Below are 16967 nucleotides of genomic sequence, written 5' to 3'. Positions count from 1 at the left end.
GCCAGTGCGCATATCCCAGTGATCTAGACTAATGGGCTGCGTGCCGATGGGAGCGTTTGCGTTCCGGCCAGTGCGCATATCCCAGTGATCTAGACTCTGATCGCGATAACCCCTTGATTCGTCAAGGGGGTTTTCGCTTCTGCAGTCCAGGAAAACATGGCGTAGGGCTAGAAAAGATCGAACTGGTCGGGCGCTTTTTGCGCGGGCTGACGGCTTCGGCCATGGAAGGAGATGGCGCGCTCGTACTGCTTGTCGGTGAACTGGAAGATATGCACTTTGCCTCCGGCCGGCAAGGCTTGCTCCACCTGACGGCAGAGTGTGTCCACCTGGGCCTGGCTGGTGCAAAAGCGCAGATAGATGCTGAACTGGCTCATCTGGAAGCCCACGTCCAGCAAGGCATTGCGAAAGCCAGTGGCCGCCTTGCGCTCGGCCTTGGTGATCACTGGCAGGTCGAACATCACCACCATCCACATCAGTCGGTACCCCGTCAGCATGGTTGCAATCCTGTTGGCATGCGTCCGTTCGGCGTCACTTCAATCGGAATCGAAGCTGCCTGCCAGTGAGAGCGGCAATCCGGGCAGGGGCAGATCGAGCCGGATCCGCTCACCCAGATAGACCTGGGCCAACGATGTCGCCACGCGCTGAATGCACACCATGACGGGCGTCACGCCCTGCAGCGTCTGCATGTCGTCGTACAGCACGCGCACCAGGGCGCGCTTGGTCTCGGGCGTGACGTGGGCCTCGCCAGCCCGGTGCAATTGCCAGACCTTGAGATCCACCACCGGCCGGAAGGGCTCCATCAGGTCGTCCACCAAGCGCATGGGGTTCGCGTCATTGCTGTGGTGCAGGCCCAGGCTGGGATGCAGTCCAGCTGCGACTACGGCCCGGGCGGTGGCTGACCGTAGCACGGTGTAGCCGTAGTTGAGCAGCGCATTCAGGCCATCGCCATCCTGGTCTCGCCGGAAATCCGCACCGAACAGCAGGCTCCAGTAGCGCCTGGCTCCCTGCCCTTCGATGTTCTCCGGATCACCGCTGCGCACCTTGCCCACCAGGGCCAGCAGCGGGGCCGTGGCGGCGCCTGCGGCTTCCAGCGCGGCGGCCTGCTGTTCCAGCTTGGCCTTGACCACTGTCGCCCATTGGCGCTTGAGCAGCGGCAGCCCGGCAGCCAATTGCGCTTCGATGCGCTTGGCCTGCACATGGTGGCCATCGATGGGCAGCAGCATGCCGACGGCATTGTGGTTGGCACCGCAGAGCACGAAGGGCGCCCCGCGTTCGGCCAGGGCCACCAGCAGGTTGTTGGTGTAGCTCAGGCCGTGGGCATTGGCGATGACGGCGGCGATGTCGTCCAGGGGGATCTGGCCCAGTTCCTTGCGCTCTCCCTCGGTGTCGCGCACGACGAGAAAGCCGCGATGCACGAAGAGATGCCGCCTGTCGTCCGCGATTTCGACGATGCGGCCGACCATGGTGCGTCAGCCCTTGAACCCCGGATCACGGAGTTCGCCGATGGGGGAGATGGTGACTTGGCGGGCCCTGGCTTTTTGGAAAGACCCAGCCATCTTGGAGACATAGGGCAAATCGCCGTTTCTGTTGCGGGCGTCCACGTTGGCTTGATTGACTTCTGACATGAAGACCTGTCCCGCTGCAGACATCTTCGCCACGCGCAAAGTTTGCAAGCTCCCTTCGCCTGCTTCCAACCGCACGCTATCGCCAATCACCAGCCGCATGGCCAATGCCCGCCCATTCTGGCCTTGGGTCGGATGCCGCAACTGCCGCAGCCCCCCCTCCCGCACGATGCGATACGCATCGAAGGTCGAAATCACCTGCCCTTCCCATTTGCCTTTGTCGTTGACGGTGATCTCGATGCAGTAGTTGCTGCCGCCCACATAGCCCTTGTAGGGTAGCGGCCGGCCTTCGGCATCGACGCCATGGCGCTGGGGCTGTCCGGGCTCGGCGATGCGGATCAGGTTGCTGATCTCTCGCCCCGCACTGCCGTCTGCCTTGCGGCGCTGCTTGATGCTGCCGTCGCGCAGGATGCCGTAGCTGGTCTCTTCCATCATGGCGCCTTCGAAGCCGTGGTCGGGCTTGTGGCTGACCCAGATGTGGTGCACGGCGCGCTCCACATGGTCGCGGTAGGTGGGCCAGGGCAGCGGCATGTCTTCGACGAGCCGCGTCAAACCGTCTTCGCGCGCCTGTGCGTTGGCCTGGGCAAAGCGCTGCATCATGCGCTGGTCGGTCACGCCGATCACGCAGGCATCCACCGCATGGTGGCGGTGGTCGTTGCGGTTCTTTTCACCGTCCAGGCCCAGCACGTCGTTCAGGCCGAACTTGCCACGCAGCAGCGCCGTCATCTGGCCCGGGATCACGCGGGTGGCGCTGCCGGGGCACACCAGTCGCAGATACTCCGCTGCTACACGTGAGAGATAGCGCGTGTCGTTGAGCGCACGGGCCAGAAAGTCCTTGTCCTCACCCAGCCAGCGTTCGTAGCCGTCGGGCGCGAAGCGGTAGCGCTTGCGCAGCGGCATGCGCTCGGCGCGTTGCAGGATGCCGTCATAGCTCCAGCCCTGGGCCTCGAAGTCGGCACGGGCTTCCCACGGCGCGCGGTTGCGCTTGATGCGGTTGGCTTCGCGCAGCGCCACCGTGCGGTTGTTTAGGCTGTCGTCCAGGGTCATCGAGAACGGCAGGATGTGCTCGATCTCCACGCGTTCGCCCAGAAGCATGCTCGCGCTGATCTGCACGCCGCTGTAGGGGCAGCGGCGGTCGGCCGCATCGTGGCTCAGCTCTTCCCACAGGATCCATTTCTGGATGTCCAGCGTGCGCACCCGTTCCTCGCTGATGCCCAGCACCTCGGCGATGGAGCGGCGGATGCGTGCGTTGCGCTTCTGGTTGTCCGCCTGCCGCTGCTGCGCTTCCAGCTTCTGTTCGCGGCTCTGCTTGAGGTCGCGCGCCAGCTCAATCACCACTTCGGCCGGGCGGCCATAGCGGCGCATCAGCGCATTGACCACCACGCGCACCTGGTTCAGGCCGATATGCACGGTGGGGTTGGCGATCTTGCCGTAGCGCTCTTCGTCGTTGCGTGGGTTGTCCTTGGCAAACGCTACATGGCGTTGCAAGGCGCGGCCGTAGTAGGGCAGTTGCTTGAAGGCGAAGACGGGCTTGATCTCCCCGGTGGAGGCGATGGTGCGCTCGCCGATGCGTTCCACTTCGTCTGCGCCGTGCTCGAAGCTGAAGCCCAAATCGCTATGGTGCGCGAAGCCGGCAGCCTGCACGGCCTTGTCATAAGTGATGACGTCGCGCTGCAGCTCCGGCACGATGCGGGCCAGTGCTGTGCGGCCCAGGCTGCCGTAGCCTTCTGGCAGGCCCGTGTTGGCAATGGCCTGCGCCCGCGCCTCGTCCACGCCCGTGTGTTCCTGCAGCCAGGCGATCAGGCGCGGCTCGCTTTCCTCGGTCATCAGCTGCGTGACGATCTCGTCTTGCAGCGCGGTGCCGAACCCGGCCCACAGGGGGCCGAACAAGTCCTTCTTGCTCAACGCCGCTGCGGTGGCATTGCCCTTGAGGCCATCGCGCTTGGCGTCTTCCAGGTTGAAGAGGGCCGAAAAGCCCAGCGCCTTGCGCATGGCGGTGAAGGTCACCTTGGCCTGCTTCTCCAGCAGCGCCACAATCTGGTCGCGCTGCGCCAGAGTCAGTGTCTCTTCGCGCAATTCGTCATGCAGCACGCGCAGGTGATTCACTTCCTGATAGATGCGAAATCGCTGCGTGCTCGACAGCGCCAACAGGGCGCGCGGCTCCTCGGGCACCAGCGTGCAGCGGCCGGGCTGCACGGGCCGCAGCTTGCGCTGGTGCAGCAGGATGTCGCGCAGCTCGGCGCGTGCTGCCTCGTTGAACAGAGCCGGATTGAAAGCTGCCTGCGCGGCCCACAGCGCATCGAACTCCTGCGCCACCATGGCACGATCGACATACAGGTCGTAGCGTTTGTCGATGCGCTTCTTGCCCTCGTCTGTGGTGAAGGGGGTTTCGCGGTAGCGGGCACGAACCCCCTGGCCTTTCACACCTTCGGGCTTATGCTCCATGCGCACCTTCCAGAACCACTCGCCCACCGTGCGGCAGCCGGATTCGTGCATCTGCGCGCGCAACGTACCGATGGCCTGCTTGAGCGCGCCGCTGTCGCTGTCTTTGCGGTCAGTCTTGCGATTGCTCTGGAAACCCCGGCGCTGGTTCAGGTGAAACAGGGCCCGGCCGAACTCTTCCGGTTTCAAGGCCACTTCCAGGCCTTGCGCCCGCAGTAGAAAAGGGTTCAGCGTCTCCAGCACCTTGCGGGCGGACTCGTCCTGCGGAAAGAAGCCATGCCGCTCCAGCGCGCCCAGCATGCGGGCCTTGCGCTTGAGAAGGCGATCTCGTCGCCGCCGCATGGCGCGCGCAGCACGGCGGGTGACGGCGAGGGACGATCCATCCTTGGGATTGCGGCCATCGCTGAAGATGCGTGCGCCGGCCTTGATGATGGCCAATGGGCTGCCCTCTGCATCCAATCGGAAAACGGCCCAGCCCAGCGATGTGGAGCCCAAGTCCAGCGCCAAGCGATAGACCAGGGGGTTGTCTCTTTGCATGAACGACCCTCTCTCTTCTGTTTGCCGTTTGTATCGGATTCAGGTAGATTCTCAAACACTTAGATCACTGGGATATGCGCTCTGGACGCTAACAAGCTGAAAGATGCACCAAATGGAAGGCCCCGCATGCGGGGCCTTCGTCTTTTTCGGCTCTGGGGCTCTTGACCTACAGATTCGGCGCCAGCAACCGCTCCAACACCTTCTCGTCCATGCCCCGGCGCTGGGCCATGTCGTGCAGCTGGTCTTCGCCGATCTTGCCGACGTTGAAGTACACGGCATCAGGGTGGCCGATGTAGAAGCCGCTCACGCTGGCGGCGGGCATCATGGCCAGGCTTTCCGTCAGGCTCATGCCCACCTCTTCGCACTGCAGCACGCGGAACAGTTCGGTCTTGGCGCTGTGGTCAGGGCAGGCGGGGTAGCCGGGCGCGGGGCGGATGCCGTGGTACTTCTCGGCAATCATGTCGTCGTTGCTCAGCGCTTCGCCAGCGGCATAGCCCCACAGGTCGGTGCGCACGCGGTGGTGCAAGGCTTCGGCAAAGGCTTCGGCCAGGCGGTCGGCCAGGCTCTTGAACATGATGGCGGAGTAGTCGTCCAGCGCGTCGATGAAGGCCTTTTCCTTCTTCTCGATGCCCAGGCCCGCCGTGACCGCGAACATGCCTGCGTAGTCGGCAATGCCACTGCTTTTAGGCGCGACGAAGTCGGCCAGGCAACGGCTCGGGCGCGTCACGCCGTCGATGGTGTGTTTCTCGGCCTGCTGGCGCAGGCCGTACCAGGTCATGGCGACCTCGGTGCGGGTGTCGTCGGTGTAGAACTCGATGTCGTCGTCGTTCACGCTGTTGGCGGGGTACAGGCCCATCACGCCGCTGGCGGTCAGCCACCGGCCCTCGATGATCTTCTTGAGCATGGCCTGGGCGTCGGCGAACACGCGTGTGGCCTCCACGCCCACCACCTCGTCGGTCAGGATGGCGGGGTACGGGCCGGCCAGGTCCCAGGTCTGGAAGAACGGACCCCAGTCGATGTACTTGGCCAGCTCGGCCAGGTCGAAGTTCTTGAACACCCGGCGGCCCAACGCACGCGGCACAGCGGGCTGGTAGGCGGCCCAGTCCACGGGCGTCTTGTTGGCGCGGATCTTGGCCAGGGGCCACAGAGGCGTGGCCTTCTTGTTGGCGTGCTGGGTGCGCACCTTGTCGTAGTCCGCGTTCAACTCATCCACGTAGTTCTGCACGCCGTCGCCCAGCAGGCTCTGCGCCACGCTCACGCTGCGGGAGGCATCGGGCACGTAGACCACGGGGCCTTCGTAGTGCGGCGCGATCTTGACGGCGGTGTGCACGCGGCTGGTGGTGGCGCCGCCGATGAGCAGCGGAATCTTCTTGATGCGGAAGTGCTCGTCCTTCTGCATCTCGCCCGCGACGTACTGCATTTCTTCGAGGCTGGGCGTGATGAGGCCCGACAGGCCCACGATGTCGGCCCCCTCGACCTTGGCACGCGCCAAAATTTCGTGGCAGGGCACCATCACGCCCATGTTCACCACCTCGAAGTTGTTGCACTGTAGGACCACGGTAACGATATTCTTGCCGATGTCGTGCACGTCGCCCTTGACGGTGGCAATGACGATCTTGCCCTTGCTGCGCACATCGCGCCCCGCCAGTTCGTCCTGGCGCTTTTCTTCTTCGATGTAGGGGATCAGGTGGGCCACGGCGCTCTTCATCACGCGCGCGCTTTTCACCACCTGAGGCAAGAACATCTTGCCCGCGCCAAACAGGTCGCCCACCACGTTCATGCCGTCCATGAGCGGGCCTTCGATCACATGCAGCGGGCGGCCGCCCTTGGCCAGGATGGCGCGGTAGGCCTCTTCGGTGTCTTCGGTGATGAAGTCGGTGATGCCGTGCACCAGGGCGTGGCTCAAGCGTTCGCCCACCGTCTTCGGGTGCTCGGGTGTGCCACGCCATTCGAGCCGCTTGCTCTCGTCCTTGGCGCCGCTCTTGGCGGTTTCGGCGATCTCGACCAGGCGCTCACCGGCGTCGGGGCGGCGGTTGAGCACCACGTCTTCCACGCGCTCGCGCAGCACGGGCTCCAGGTCGTCGTACACGCCCACCATGCCGGCGTTGACGATGCCCATGTCCATCCCGGCCTTGATGGCGTGGTACAGGAACACGGTATGGATGGCCTCGCGCACGGGGTCGTTGCCGCGAAAGCTGAACGACACATTCGACACACCGCCCGACACCTTGGCGCCCGGCAGGTTCTGCTTGATCCAGCGCACGGCCTCAATGAAGTCCACCGCGTAGTTGTTGTGCTCTTCAATGCCGGTGGCCACGGCAAAGATGTTGGGGTCGAAGATGATGTCTTCGGGCGGGAAACCCACTTCATCGACCAGGATGCGGTAGGCGCGCTCGCAGATTTCGATCTTGCGTTCGTAGGTGTCGGCCTGGCCTTTTTCGTCAAACGCCATGACCACCGCAGCGGCGCCATAGCGGCGCACCAGGCGTGCCTCGTGCTTGAACTTGTCCACGCCCTCCTTCATCGAGATGGAGTTCACGATGCCCTTGCCCTGCACGCAGCGCAGGCCGGCCTCGATCACCTCCCACTTGGAGCTGTCCACCATGATGGGCACACGCGCGATGTCGGGCTCGGACGCGATGAGCTGCAGAAAGCGCACCATGGCGGCCTTGCTGTCCAGCATGGCCTCGTCCATGTTGATGTCGATGACCTGCGCGCCGTTCTCCACCTGCTGGCGGGCCACGGCCAGGGCTTCTTCGTACTGGCCGTTCAAAATCATGCGCGCAAACGCCTTGGAACCGGTGACGTTGGTGCGCTCGCCGATGTTGACGAACAAGGTGCCCTCGCCAATGGAGACGGGCTCCAGGCCAGACAGTTTCATGGGGGGCAGGGATACAGCGGACATAGGACTTACTCACTCACCTGTGCAGCAGGAACAGCGGAAAAACAGGTGAGCGTCGTTGCGGTGTACGGTGGGGTGCGCGGGACCCAAGCCTGACGAATCGCCATGCACCCAACCGGGCATGGCAAGTCGCTGCAACGCTCCTTGGGCCGAGGAGCGATTGTAGTTGCCCGTCCAGAATCAGCGCACTGGGCGGCGGCCCCGGAATGCGGCCAGCAGCATCAAGCCCGCCATCAGCCACAGAGCCCACTCGGACAGCGACGGAATCGCGCTCGCGGCCACTGCGGCGATGGTGTCGGTATCGGTGGCGCTGTTGTTGCCCGGGTTGGGGTCGGTCACCCCCCCTGAGGCCGTGACCGTCGCGGTGTTGACTAGCGTCCCCGTCGCCGACGCGCTCACCGTGGCAGTGACGGTGTAGGTCACCGATCCACCCGCAGGCAGGTTGACGACATCGTTGATGCTGCCGCTGCCCGCTGCCGTGCAAGTGCCGCCGCCGGAGCCCACGCAGGTCCAGGTGCCAGTGAGCACGGCAGGCAGGGTGTCTGCCACCGTCGTGCCCGGGGCATTGGACGGGCCGGCGTTGCTGGCGATGATAGTGTAGATCACCGACCCGCCGGGATTGGCCGTGGTCACACCATCGGTCTTGGTAATGGCCAGATCGGCCTGCGATGCGATGGTGTCGGAATCCGTGGCACTGTTGTTGCCCGGGTTGGGGTCGGTCACTCCGCCCGGCGCGGTCACCGTCGCGGTATTGACCAGCGTTCCGCTGGCCGCTGCGCTCACGGTGGCGGTCACCGTATAGGTCACCGCCCCCCCTGCAGGCAGGTTGACGGTGTCGTTGATGTTGCCGCTGCCCGCTGCCGTGCAGGTACCGCCGCCCGCACCCACGCAGGTCCAGGCGCCGGTGAGCGCAGCGGGGAACGTATCCGCTACCGCCGCGCCAGGGGCATTGGACGGGCCCGCGTTGCTGGCGGTGATGGTGTAGGTGACCGAGCCACCCGGGATGGCCGTGGTCACGCCGTCCGTTTTGGTGATGGACAGATCGGCCTGCGGCGTGATGGTGTCGGAGTCCGTGGCGCTGTTGTTGCCCGGGACGGGATCGGTCACCCCGCCCGGCGCTGTCACCGTCGCGGTGTTGGTCAATGTCCCCGTCGCCGAACCGTTGACGGTGGCGCTAACCGTGTAGGTCACCGAACCGCCTGCGGGCAGGTTGACCGTGTCGTTGATGTTGCCGCTGCCGGCTGCCGTGCAGGTGCCGCCGCCCGCACCCACGCAGGTCCAGGTGCCCGTCAGCGCCGCCGGAAAGGTGTCGGCCACCGTGGCCCCCGGTGCATTGGACGGCCCGGCATTGCTCGCGGTGATGGTGTAGGTGACCGAGCCACCCGGCGTGGCCGTGGTCACCCCGTCGGTCTTGGTGATGGCCAGATCGGCCTGGGGAGTGAGTGTGTCGGAGTCGGTGGCGCTGTTGTTGGCAGGGACAGGGTCGTTCACGGCGGACGTCACTGTCGCGGTATTGGTCAGTGTCCCGGTCGCCGAACCGTTGATCGTGGCGCTCACCGTGTAGGTGACCGAGCCCCCTGCTGGCAGGTTGACGCTGTCGTTGATGTTGCCGCTGCCCGCCGCCGTGCAGGTGCCGCCGCCCGCGCCCACGCAGGTCCAGGTGCCGGTGAGCACGGCGGGAAAGGTGTCCGCCACCGTGGCACCGGCGACGGGGTCCGGCCCTGCGTTGCTGGCGGTGATGGTGTAGGTCACCGATCCGCCTGGAACGGCCGTGGTCACGCCATCGGTTTTGGTGATGGACAGGTCCGCGTCTTGGGCATGCACTGCGGTCGCAGCCACCGTGGCCAACAAGAACGCAGTGAGCCACAGCAAAACACGTTGGAGCATGGGGAAGTCCCGATTCGGAGTGGAAGGGTGGCAAAGTGTAACGCCACGTTTCTACCCGGAACTTTCATGCACGGTGGCAAACAGCGACCCCAATCCCGCGGATCGCAGCGGTTGACCCGCTCTTAACGCACCGGCAGGAACTGCAGGAAAGTGCCGCCCACAATGCCCTGTACATAGCTGAAGGCCGCGCGGCGGTACTTTTCGGTGGTCAGGGCGGCGAGCAGGTCAAGGCGCGCGATGACCTTGCCAAACTCACGCTCGAAGCTCAGGTTGCGGCCCTGGGGCCCGATTTCGTCGGCCAGCAGCAGCGGCTGGCCCTGGGCATTGCGGCGCTGGGCCAGCAGCCACACGGCGCTTTCCACATTGCGGGCGGCGTTGTAGAGGTGCTGTGCATCCACACCGTCAAGCAAAAAGAACTCCGTCTTGCCGCCATGGGCTGTGATGATCATGTCGGCCGTGGCATGGATGAAGGCGGCCACGCGGTCCCCGGTGAACTCCGGCGCCAGCGCAAAGCCCATCGCGGCGATGTCGCGGCGCCCTTGCAGCGGCGCCCAGGGCTGGCGCTGCAGGATGGCCACGCGCACCTGCTCGGCGGCGTGCTCGCGGCTGGTGGTGCTGGTTTTTCGCCATTCGGCGGGGTTGCGGCGATAGAGCTTGTCCATGAGGCGGAATAAGCCCTCCAGATTCTCGTGCATGGCCAGCGTGGCCACGCGGTTCATGTCGGACTGGGCCAGCTCGGCGGGCGAGGCAGACGCGCCCTTGACCTCACCGCGTGGCATGGGCGCATTCGCCGCGCAGCCTGCGAGCACGGTGCACAGCAGTGCACACGATGACATCCACAGGAGAGAAAAGAGCGGCCCACGCATGGGGGCCGATTATCGGGCGCAGTGTGGGCGCCTCACAGCCGGTTAACACTGTTTGAAGATCTCGGGCCACTGCCCTGAATCCCGTTGCCTCAGCAGCGGCCCGCGCTGTCGGGGTTGGGGATGCCCTCAATCGGGCACTCCTCGGTGCCCACCATGGACCGGGTGATAGCTTCCACAGCCTCGCGCGTGCCTTCGGGGTCATGCACCCAGCGGTTGTAAAAGTCATACGGGCAGGCGGCTACACCCTGGTCCCCACCGCCGGAGTTGATCAGCCCTGTGTATCCCCGGTGCAGCAGTTTGAAGAGGTGGTTCTCGGACTGCCCATTCTTGCGGAAGTCGCGGATCAGGCTTTTTGACAACGCGGCGTACTGCACACCGTATTCCTCCTCGCCGCATTCGCCCAGCGTGCGGCCATCAAAACCGATCAGGGCGCTGTGGCCGAAGTAGCTGTACACGCCGTCAAACCCGGCAGCATTGGCCACGGCCACGTAGGTGTTGTTGGCAAAGGCCATGGCCTTGCTCATCAGAATCTGCTGCTCCTTGGCGGGGTACATGTAGCCCTGGCAGCGCACGATGAGTTCGGCGCCCTTCATGGCGCAGTCGCGCCAGATCTCGGGGTAGTTGCCGTCATCGCAGATGATGAGGCTGATCTTCAGGCCCTTGGGGCCTTCGCTGACGTAGGTGGTGTCCCCGGGGTACCAGCCTTCGATGGGGGTCCAGGGCATGATCTTGCGGTACTTCTGCACGATCTCGCCCTGGTCGTTCATGAGGATCAGGGTGTTGTAGGGCACCTTGTGCGGGTGCTCCTCATGGCGCTCGCCGGTGAGCGAGAAGACGCCCCAAACCTTGGCCTTGCGGCAGGCGGCGGCGAAGATTTCGGTCTCTTCACCCGGTACGGTGGCCGCCGTGTCCATCATCTCCTGGGCGTCGTACATGATGCCGTGGGTGCTGTACTCCGGAAAGATCACCAGGTCCATGCCGGGCAAGCCGGTCTTCATGCCCACCAGCATGTCTGCGATCTTGCGCGCGTTGTCCAGCACCTCGGCCTTGGTATGCAGGCGCGGCATCTTGTAGTTGACCACCGCCACGCCGACGGTGTCCTTGCTGCTTGAAATATCGCCGTGAATCATGGTGAAGCATCCCTATCAATGAGAAATCATCCAGGGCCGTTTGCTCGGAAATGCCTTGGCACCGCTGGGCGCCGTCACCGTGGCCTTGCGGCTTTGCGATGACGAACAGCAGCCACAGCCTGCAGGGTGTTTGAGCCGGGCGTAGTCGCCCGAGCGCTGCGGCTCGTGCCGCGCTCGCTCGTTGGTGGCGATGGCGCTGCGCGCGGACGCGCTCATGAGCGCCAGGCGCGGTGCGGTGGCAAACACGCGCGGCGATGCTGCGCCGCAGTCTGGGCAGGCGGCGGGTTCGTTGCGGTCGGCCAGCAGGCGGAAGGCATCAAACCCGCCACACTGGGCACAGGCGTAGTCGTAGGTGGGCATGGCGGGTCCTTCTGCAGCAATGATGTTTGACTGTCAGACCAGATCGGGCGACAGCGGCATGGCCACCGAGCCATCCAGGTGCTTGATCGGCCCCGCCGCACTCGGGTTGATGTCAAAGTCAAAGATCTGCGTGGGCAGCCACAGCGTGGCGCAGGCGTTGGGCACATCCACCACGCCGCTGATGTGGCCCTGCACCGGGGCTGTGCCCAGGATGGAATACGCCTGCGCGCCCGAGTAGCCGAACTTCTTGAGGTACTCAATGGCGTTCAGGCAGGCCTGGCGGTAGGCCACGTTCACGTCCAGGTAGTACTGCTTGCCACTCTCGTCCACGCTGATGCCCTCGAAGATCAGGTAGTCGTTGTAGGTGGGCGTGATGGGGCTGGGCTTGAAGATGGGGTTCTTGATGCCGTACTTGGCCATGCCGCCCTTGATGAGCGTGACCTTCATGTGCACCCAGCCTGCCATCTCGATGGCGCCGCAGAAGGTGATCTCGCCGTCGCCCTGGCTGAAATGCAGGTCGCCCACCGACAGCCCGGCGCCGTCTACATACACCGGGAAGAACACCTTGGCGCCGCGCGACAAATCCTTGATGTCGCAGTTGCCACCATGCTCGCGCGGGGGCACCGTGCGGGCGCCTTCGGCAGCCGCTTTGGCCTTGGCATCGCCCGTGAGGCGGCCCATGTGCGCGGTGCCCACCGAGGGTGGGTTGGCCAGCCCAGCCGTGGGGTCTGAGTCGATGAGCGCCTGCTCGCGCGCATTCCACTGCTCCAGCATCTTGCGGTCGGGCAAGCAGCCAATCAGGCCGGGGTGGATGAGCCCGGCGTATTTCACGCCAGGCACATGGCGCGAACTGGTGAACATGCCATGAAAGTCCCAGATGGACTTTTGCGCCTGCGGGAAGTGCTCGGTCAAGAAGCCGCCGCCGTTGTTCTTGCTGAAAAAGCCGTTGAACCCCCACAGGCTGTCCTGCTTGGCGCCAATGTCCAGCAGGTCCACCACCAGCAGGTCACCCGGCTCGGCCCCCTTCACGCCCACGGGGCCGCTGAGGTAGTGCACCGTCGTCAGGTCAATGTCGCGCACGTCGTCCGCGCTGTCGTTGTTTTGGATGAAACCGCCGGTCCAGTCAAACGTCTCCAGCACAAACTCATCGCCCGGGTTGACCCAGCAGGCCATGGGAATGTCTGGGTGCCAGCGGTTGTGGATATTTTCGTTCTCGGTGGGCGACTTGCTCAGATCGACCTTGATCAGGGTTTCAGCCATGGCGTGCTCCTTGGAAGGGGTGGGTGGACAGAGGAAAAAGTGGGGGAAGAGAGTCCAGGGCTTGCACGGCAAGCGGCCTGCGAAACTGTCACGGCGAAGGCCAGTGCCCCCGCGCTGGGAGCGCCCCCCTCCCGCAGCGCGCAGCGATGCGAGAGAGGGGAAAGGCGCGAAGCGACACAGGGGTGCCTCATACAGACAAATAAGCTTTGATGCGTTGCTGGTCGGTGTCGGCACGCGCTGTCTCATGCACCAGGCGGCCGCCCTCGATAACGAACAGCCGGTCGGCCACGTCCATTGCAAACGACAGCACCTGCTCGCTCACCACGATGGTGATCTGGCGCAGCTTGCGGATCTCGTTGAGCGCCTTGGCGATGTCCTTGATGATGGAAGGCTGGATGCCCTCGGTGGGCTCGTCGAGCAGCAGCACCTTGGGGTCGGTGACGAGCGCTCGCGCAATGGCCAGTTGCTGCTGCTGCCCCCCCGATAGGTTGCCTCCCTTGCGCCGACGCATGTCCCACAGCACGGGAAACAGTGCGTAGATGTCTTCGGGAATCTGTCGCGTCTTGGAGTTTTCCAGCCCGGTCTCGATGTTCTCTTCGACCGTGAGGGTCGGGAAGATCATGCGGCCTTGCGGCACATAGGCGATGCCCTTGGCCACGCGGCGAAAGCTCTCGTCCTTCGTCACGTCCTGGCCTGCCACGGTGATCTGGCCGCTCTTGACGGGCATCACACCCATGAGGCTTTTGAACAGCGTGGTTTTGCCCATGCCATTGCGGCCCATGATGGCCACGGTCTCGTTGGCACGGCCGTCAAACGAGATGCCGTGCAGCGCCTCGCTCTGGCCGTAGGCCACAAACAGATCTTTGACTTCCAGCATGCGATGCTCCTGTGAAGGAATGGGTTGCTCAGTGGCCCAGGTACACGTCGATGACCTTGGGGTCCGCTTGCACCTTCTCCATGGGGCCTTCGGCCAGGATCTTTCCCTGGTGCATCACAGTGACCTTGTGGGCAATGCGCTTGACGAACTCCATGTCGTGCTCAATGACGATCACCGCGCGGTTCTTGCAGATGCGCTGCAGCAGCTCGGCCGTCAGCTCGCGCTCGCGCGCGCTCATGCCGGCAATCGGCTCGTCCAGCATCAGCAGCTCGGGCTCCTGCATCAACAGCATGCCGATCTCCAGCCACTGTTTTTGCCCGTGGCTCAGCAAGCCGGCCTCGGTATCGAGCTTGTCGCCGAGGCCAATGTCTTCGGCCACCACCTGCACACGCGCCTTGACCTCATCGGTGCACTTGAACGCCAGCGCTCCCAGCACCGAGCGGCCTGCGGGGTAAGACACCTCCAGGTTCTGGAAGACCGACAGGTTCTCGTAGATCGAGGGCGTCTGGAACTTGCGCCCGATGCCCAGGCGCACACGCTTGTGCTCGGCCATGCGGGTGAGTTCTTCGTTCTTGAACTTGATGCTGCCGCCCGTGGCGCGGGTCTTGCCGCAGATCAGATCCAGCAGCGTGGTCTTGCCCGCGCCGTTGGGGCCGATGATCACGCGCAGCTCGTTCTTGTCGATGTACAGCGTGAGGTCGTCGATGGCCTTGAAGCCGTCGAACGACACGGTCAGGTCTTCCACGGCCAGGGCAAAGTCGGTGTTGCTCATGAGGGGTGCTCCGGTGGGTTCAGACGCCCTGGCGGCTCACGCCGTCAGGCAGCACAGCAGACGGTGCGAGCGACGATGCCGCCGGTGCAGACGTTGGCCCAGCATCCGCAGGCGGGCGCGCTGCGGGTGGTCGGCCTTGCACCGATGCCTGGCGCAGTGCTTCGCGGCGGCCCTTCCACCACGGCACCACATGGCTCTCCCACAGGCCCGCCAGGCCCATGGGGAAAGCCATGGTCACGCCGATGAAAAGCCCGGCCATGAGGAACAGCCACAGCTCGGGAAAGCTCTCCGAAAAATACGTCTTGCCCGCGTTCACCAGCAAGGTGCCATACACCGCGCCCACCAGGCTCATGCGCCCGCCCACGGCGGCGTAGATCACCATCTCGATGGACGGCACGATGCCTACAAAACTGGGCGACATGAAGCCCACCTGCAGCGAGAACATGGCGCCCCCGATGCCCGACAGCGCGGCGGCCAGGCAGAAGGTAAAGACCTTGAAATTGGCCACGTCGTAGCCCGAAAAGCGCACGCGGTCTTCCTTGTCGCGCATGGCCAGCAGCAGCGTGCCCACCTTGCCGGTCTGTATCCAGCGGCACAGGATGATGGAGCCGATGAGCAGCGCCACACACACGTAGTACAGGATGTATTTGGCGCTGTCGGTGCGCGTGTCCCAGCCCCACAGGGTCTTCAGATCCGTCATGCCGTTCACGCCACCGGTGTAGCCCTGCTGGCCGATGATGAGCACCGTCAGAATCAGCGCCACGGCCTGCGTGATGATGGCGAAATACACACCGCCCACGCGGCGCTTGAACATCGCAAAGCTGATGATCCAGGCCAGCAGCGTGGGCACGACGATGACCGCCGCCAGCGCAAACGGCAGGCTCTTGAACGGAATCCAGAAGCTGGGCAGTTCGGTGATCTGGTTCCAGTCCATGAAGTCTGGGATGCCGGGCGTGGACTGGATCTTGGTGCTGATGGGGTCGGAGGCTTCGAGCTTGAGGAACATGGCCATGGCATAGCCCCCCAGGCCAAAGAACACGCCCTGCCCCAGGCTGAGCACGCCACCGTAGCCCCACACCATCACGAGGCCGATAGCGACGAACGCATAGGTGAGGTACTTGCCCACCAGGTTCAGCCGAAAGATGTCGAGTGCCAGCGGCAGCACCACGGCGAGCAGCACGGTGAGCAGTACCAGGCTGGCGAGCTGGTAGCGCAGGATCCAGGCTTTGAGGGCGTTCATGCGGAGACTCCGGTGGGCTCGAAGGAAATGGACAGTTGAGCGAATTTCATCGGCGAACTTTGGAGGCGAACAAGCCCTGTGGCCGCACCATCAGGATCAGCACGATCAGCGACAGCGTGATCATCTTGGCCATGGAGCCCGCCATGAAGAACTCGGTGATCGACTGCGTTTGCGCAATCCCGAAGGCCGACACCACAGTGCCCAGCAGGCTGGCCGCGCCGCCAAACGTCACCACCAGGAAGGCGTCCACGATGTAGAGCGAGCCCGACGTGGGGCCGGTGGAACCGATGGTGGTAAACGCCGCGCCCGCCACGCCGGCAATGCCGCAGCCGATGGCAAAGGTCAGGCGGTCGGTCTTCTGGGTGTCGATGCCGATGGCGTTGGCCATGACGCGGTTGCTCACCGTGGCGCGCACCCGCAGGCCCCAGCGGCTCTTGTGCAGGGCCAGCAGCACGCCCCCTGTGACCACCGCCGTCAGCGCCAGCACAAACAGGCCATTGATCGGGATGTCCAGCCCCTCGGCGGGCGCCCACGAACCCAGCAGCCAGTCGGGCAAGGTCGGGCTGACCTCCTTGGGGCCGATGAAGGTGCGAAACGATTGCTGCAGGGCCAGGCTGATGCCCCAGGTGGCCAGCAGGGTGTCGAGCGGGCGTTTGTACAGGTGGCGGATCAGTCCCCACTCCACCAGCCAGCCCGCCACAAACGCAAAGCCGAAGGCCGCCACGATGGCCAGCGGAAAGTAGTACGGAATCATTTGCGGCGCATGGTTGGCCGCGAGGGTGGAGCCCAGGTAGATCGTGTAGGCGCCGATGGTCATGAACTCGCCATGGGCCATGTTGATCACGCCCATCTGCCCAAAGATGATGGCCAGCCCCAGCCCCATGAGCAGCAGCACGGCAAACAGGCTCAGCCCCGCAAAGCCCTGCATCAGGCCGATGTTCATCATTTCGGAAAAGGTCATGTGCAGCTCCTGCCTGGCGCGGCTGTGGAAGATGGACGGCGGGTGGCATGGGGCATCCCCTTGCGAGGGACACCGAGGAAAGGCCGCCCCGCCCCGAGGATGTCGTCTCCC

The 16967-nt window shown here is 64.4% G+C and carries 13 protein-coding genes, 1 CRISPR repeat array and 1 riboswitch (1 of these 15 cut by a window edge); all 13 genes read right to left on the bottom strand.

The window, feature by feature from the left end:
• Nucleotides 1–96: a CRISPR direct-repeat array (repeat unit 36 nt; unit sequence GTTCCGGCCAGTGCGCATATCCCAGTGATCTAGACT) (it extends 600 nt beyond the left edge of the window).
• Between the two features lie 71 nt (nt 97–167).
• The 13 genes from cas2 to urtB all read right to left on the bottom strand — a co-directional run bounded on the left by cas2 (nt 168) and on the right by urtB (nt 16856).
• Nucleotides 168–494 (bottom strand): CRISPR-associated endonuclease Cas2, encoded by a 327-nt coding sequence (gene cas2 / locus ASE52_RS18230; protein WP_198928123.1) that lies wholly within the window; start codon nt 492–494, stop codon nt 168–170.
• Nucleotides 495–533: 39 nt separating this feature from the next.
• On the bottom strand, nt 534–1463 hold the full coding sequence (gene cas1 / locus ASE52_RS18225; RefSeq protein ID WP_057228102.1) for a type II CRISPR-associated endonuclease Cas1: 930 nt from the start codon (nt 1461–1463) through the stop codon (nt 534–536).
• A gap of 6 nt (nt 1464–1469) precedes the next feature.
• Nucleotides 1470–4601, bottom strand: coding sequence for a type II CRISPR RNA-guided endonuclease Cas9 (gene cas9 / locus ASE52_RS18220; RefSeq protein WP_057228101.1), 3132 nt, complete (start codon nt 4599–4601; stop codon nt 1470–1472).
• A gap of 166 nt (nt 4602–4767) precedes the next feature.
• The gene (gene metH, locus ASE52_RS18215; protein WP_241777045.1) at nt 4768–7482 is read right to left on the bottom strand and encodes a methionine synthase; all 2715 of its coding nucleotides are present in this window, start codon (nt 7480–7482) and stop codon (nt 4768–4770) included.
• 64 nt (nt 7483–7546) lie between these two features.
• Nucleotides 7547–7655, bottom strand: a riboswitch (S-adenosyl-L-homocysteine riboswitch).
• Nucleotides 7656–7683: 28 nt separating this feature from the next.
• Nucleotides 7684–9390, bottom strand: a complete 1707-nt coding sequence (locus ASE52_RS18210; RefSeq protein ID WP_057228099.1) for an IPTL-CTERM sorting domain-containing protein — start codon at nt 9388–9390, stop codon at nt 7684–7686.
• A gap of 122 nt (nt 9391–9512) precedes the next feature.
• Nucleotides 9513–10256: a hypothetical protein gene (locus tag ASE52_RS18205; RefSeq protein WP_057228098.1), complete on the bottom strand. Its 744-nt coding sequence runs from the start codon at nt 10254–10256 to the stop codon at nt 9513–9515.
• Between the two features lie 89 nt (nt 10257–10345).
• Complete coding sequence (locus ASE52_RS18200) at nt 10346–11386, bottom strand: aliphatic amidase (RefSeq protein WP_057228097.1); 1041 nt, start codon at nt 11384–11386, stop codon at nt 10346–10348.
• Nucleotides 11387–11401: 15 nt separating this feature from the next.
• Entirely contained in the window at nt 11402–11746 is a 345-nt protein-coding gene (locus tag ASE52_RS18195) for a zinc ribbon domain-containing protein (protein WP_057228095.1), read from the bottom strand.
• A 33-nt stretch (nt 11747–11779) separates the two neighbouring features.
• Nucleotides 11780–13006 carry a formamidase gene (gene fmdA, locus ASE52_RS18190; protein WP_057228093.1) on the bottom strand — a complete coding sequence of 409 codons (1227 nt, stop codon included), beginning with the start codon at nt 13004–13006 and terminating at the stop codon, nt 11780–11782.
• A gap of 187 nt (nt 13007–13193) precedes the next feature.
• On the bottom strand, nt 13194–13883 hold the full coding sequence (urtE, locus tag ASE52_RS18185) for an urea ABC transporter ATP-binding subunit UrtE (protein ID WP_057228091.1): 690 nt from the start codon (nt 13881–13883) through the stop codon (nt 13194–13196).
• Between the two features lie 28 nt (nt 13884–13911).
• Nucleotides 13912–14655, bottom strand: a complete 744-nt coding sequence (gene urtD / locus ASE52_RS18180) for an urea ABC transporter ATP-binding protein UrtD (protein WP_057228089.1) — start codon at nt 14653–14655, stop codon at nt 13912–13914.
• Between the two features lie 19 nt (nt 14656–14674).
• Nucleotides 14675–15895, bottom strand: coding sequence for an urea ABC transporter permease subunit UrtC (urtC, locus tag ASE52_RS18175; protein ID WP_057228087.1), 1221 nt, complete (start codon nt 15893–15895; stop codon nt 14675–14677).
• A gap of 46 nt (nt 15896–15941) precedes the next feature.
• Nucleotides 15942–16856: an urea ABC transporter permease subunit UrtB gene (gene urtB / locus ASE52_RS18170; protein WP_057228085.1), complete on the bottom strand. Its 915-nt coding sequence runs from the start codon at nt 16854–16856 to the stop codon at nt 15942–15944.
• Nucleotides 16857–16967 lie beyond the last annotated feature (111 nt).

Origin of the sequence: Acidovorax sp. Root275, assembly GCF_001428965.1 — a bacterium.
Lineage (GTDB): Bacteria > Pseudomonadota > Gammaproteobacteria > Burkholderiales > Burkholderiaceae_C > Acidovorax > Acidovorax radicis.
Note: the sequence above shows the minus strand (reverse complement) of the source record. Positions and strands in the feature narration are given on the sequence as shown.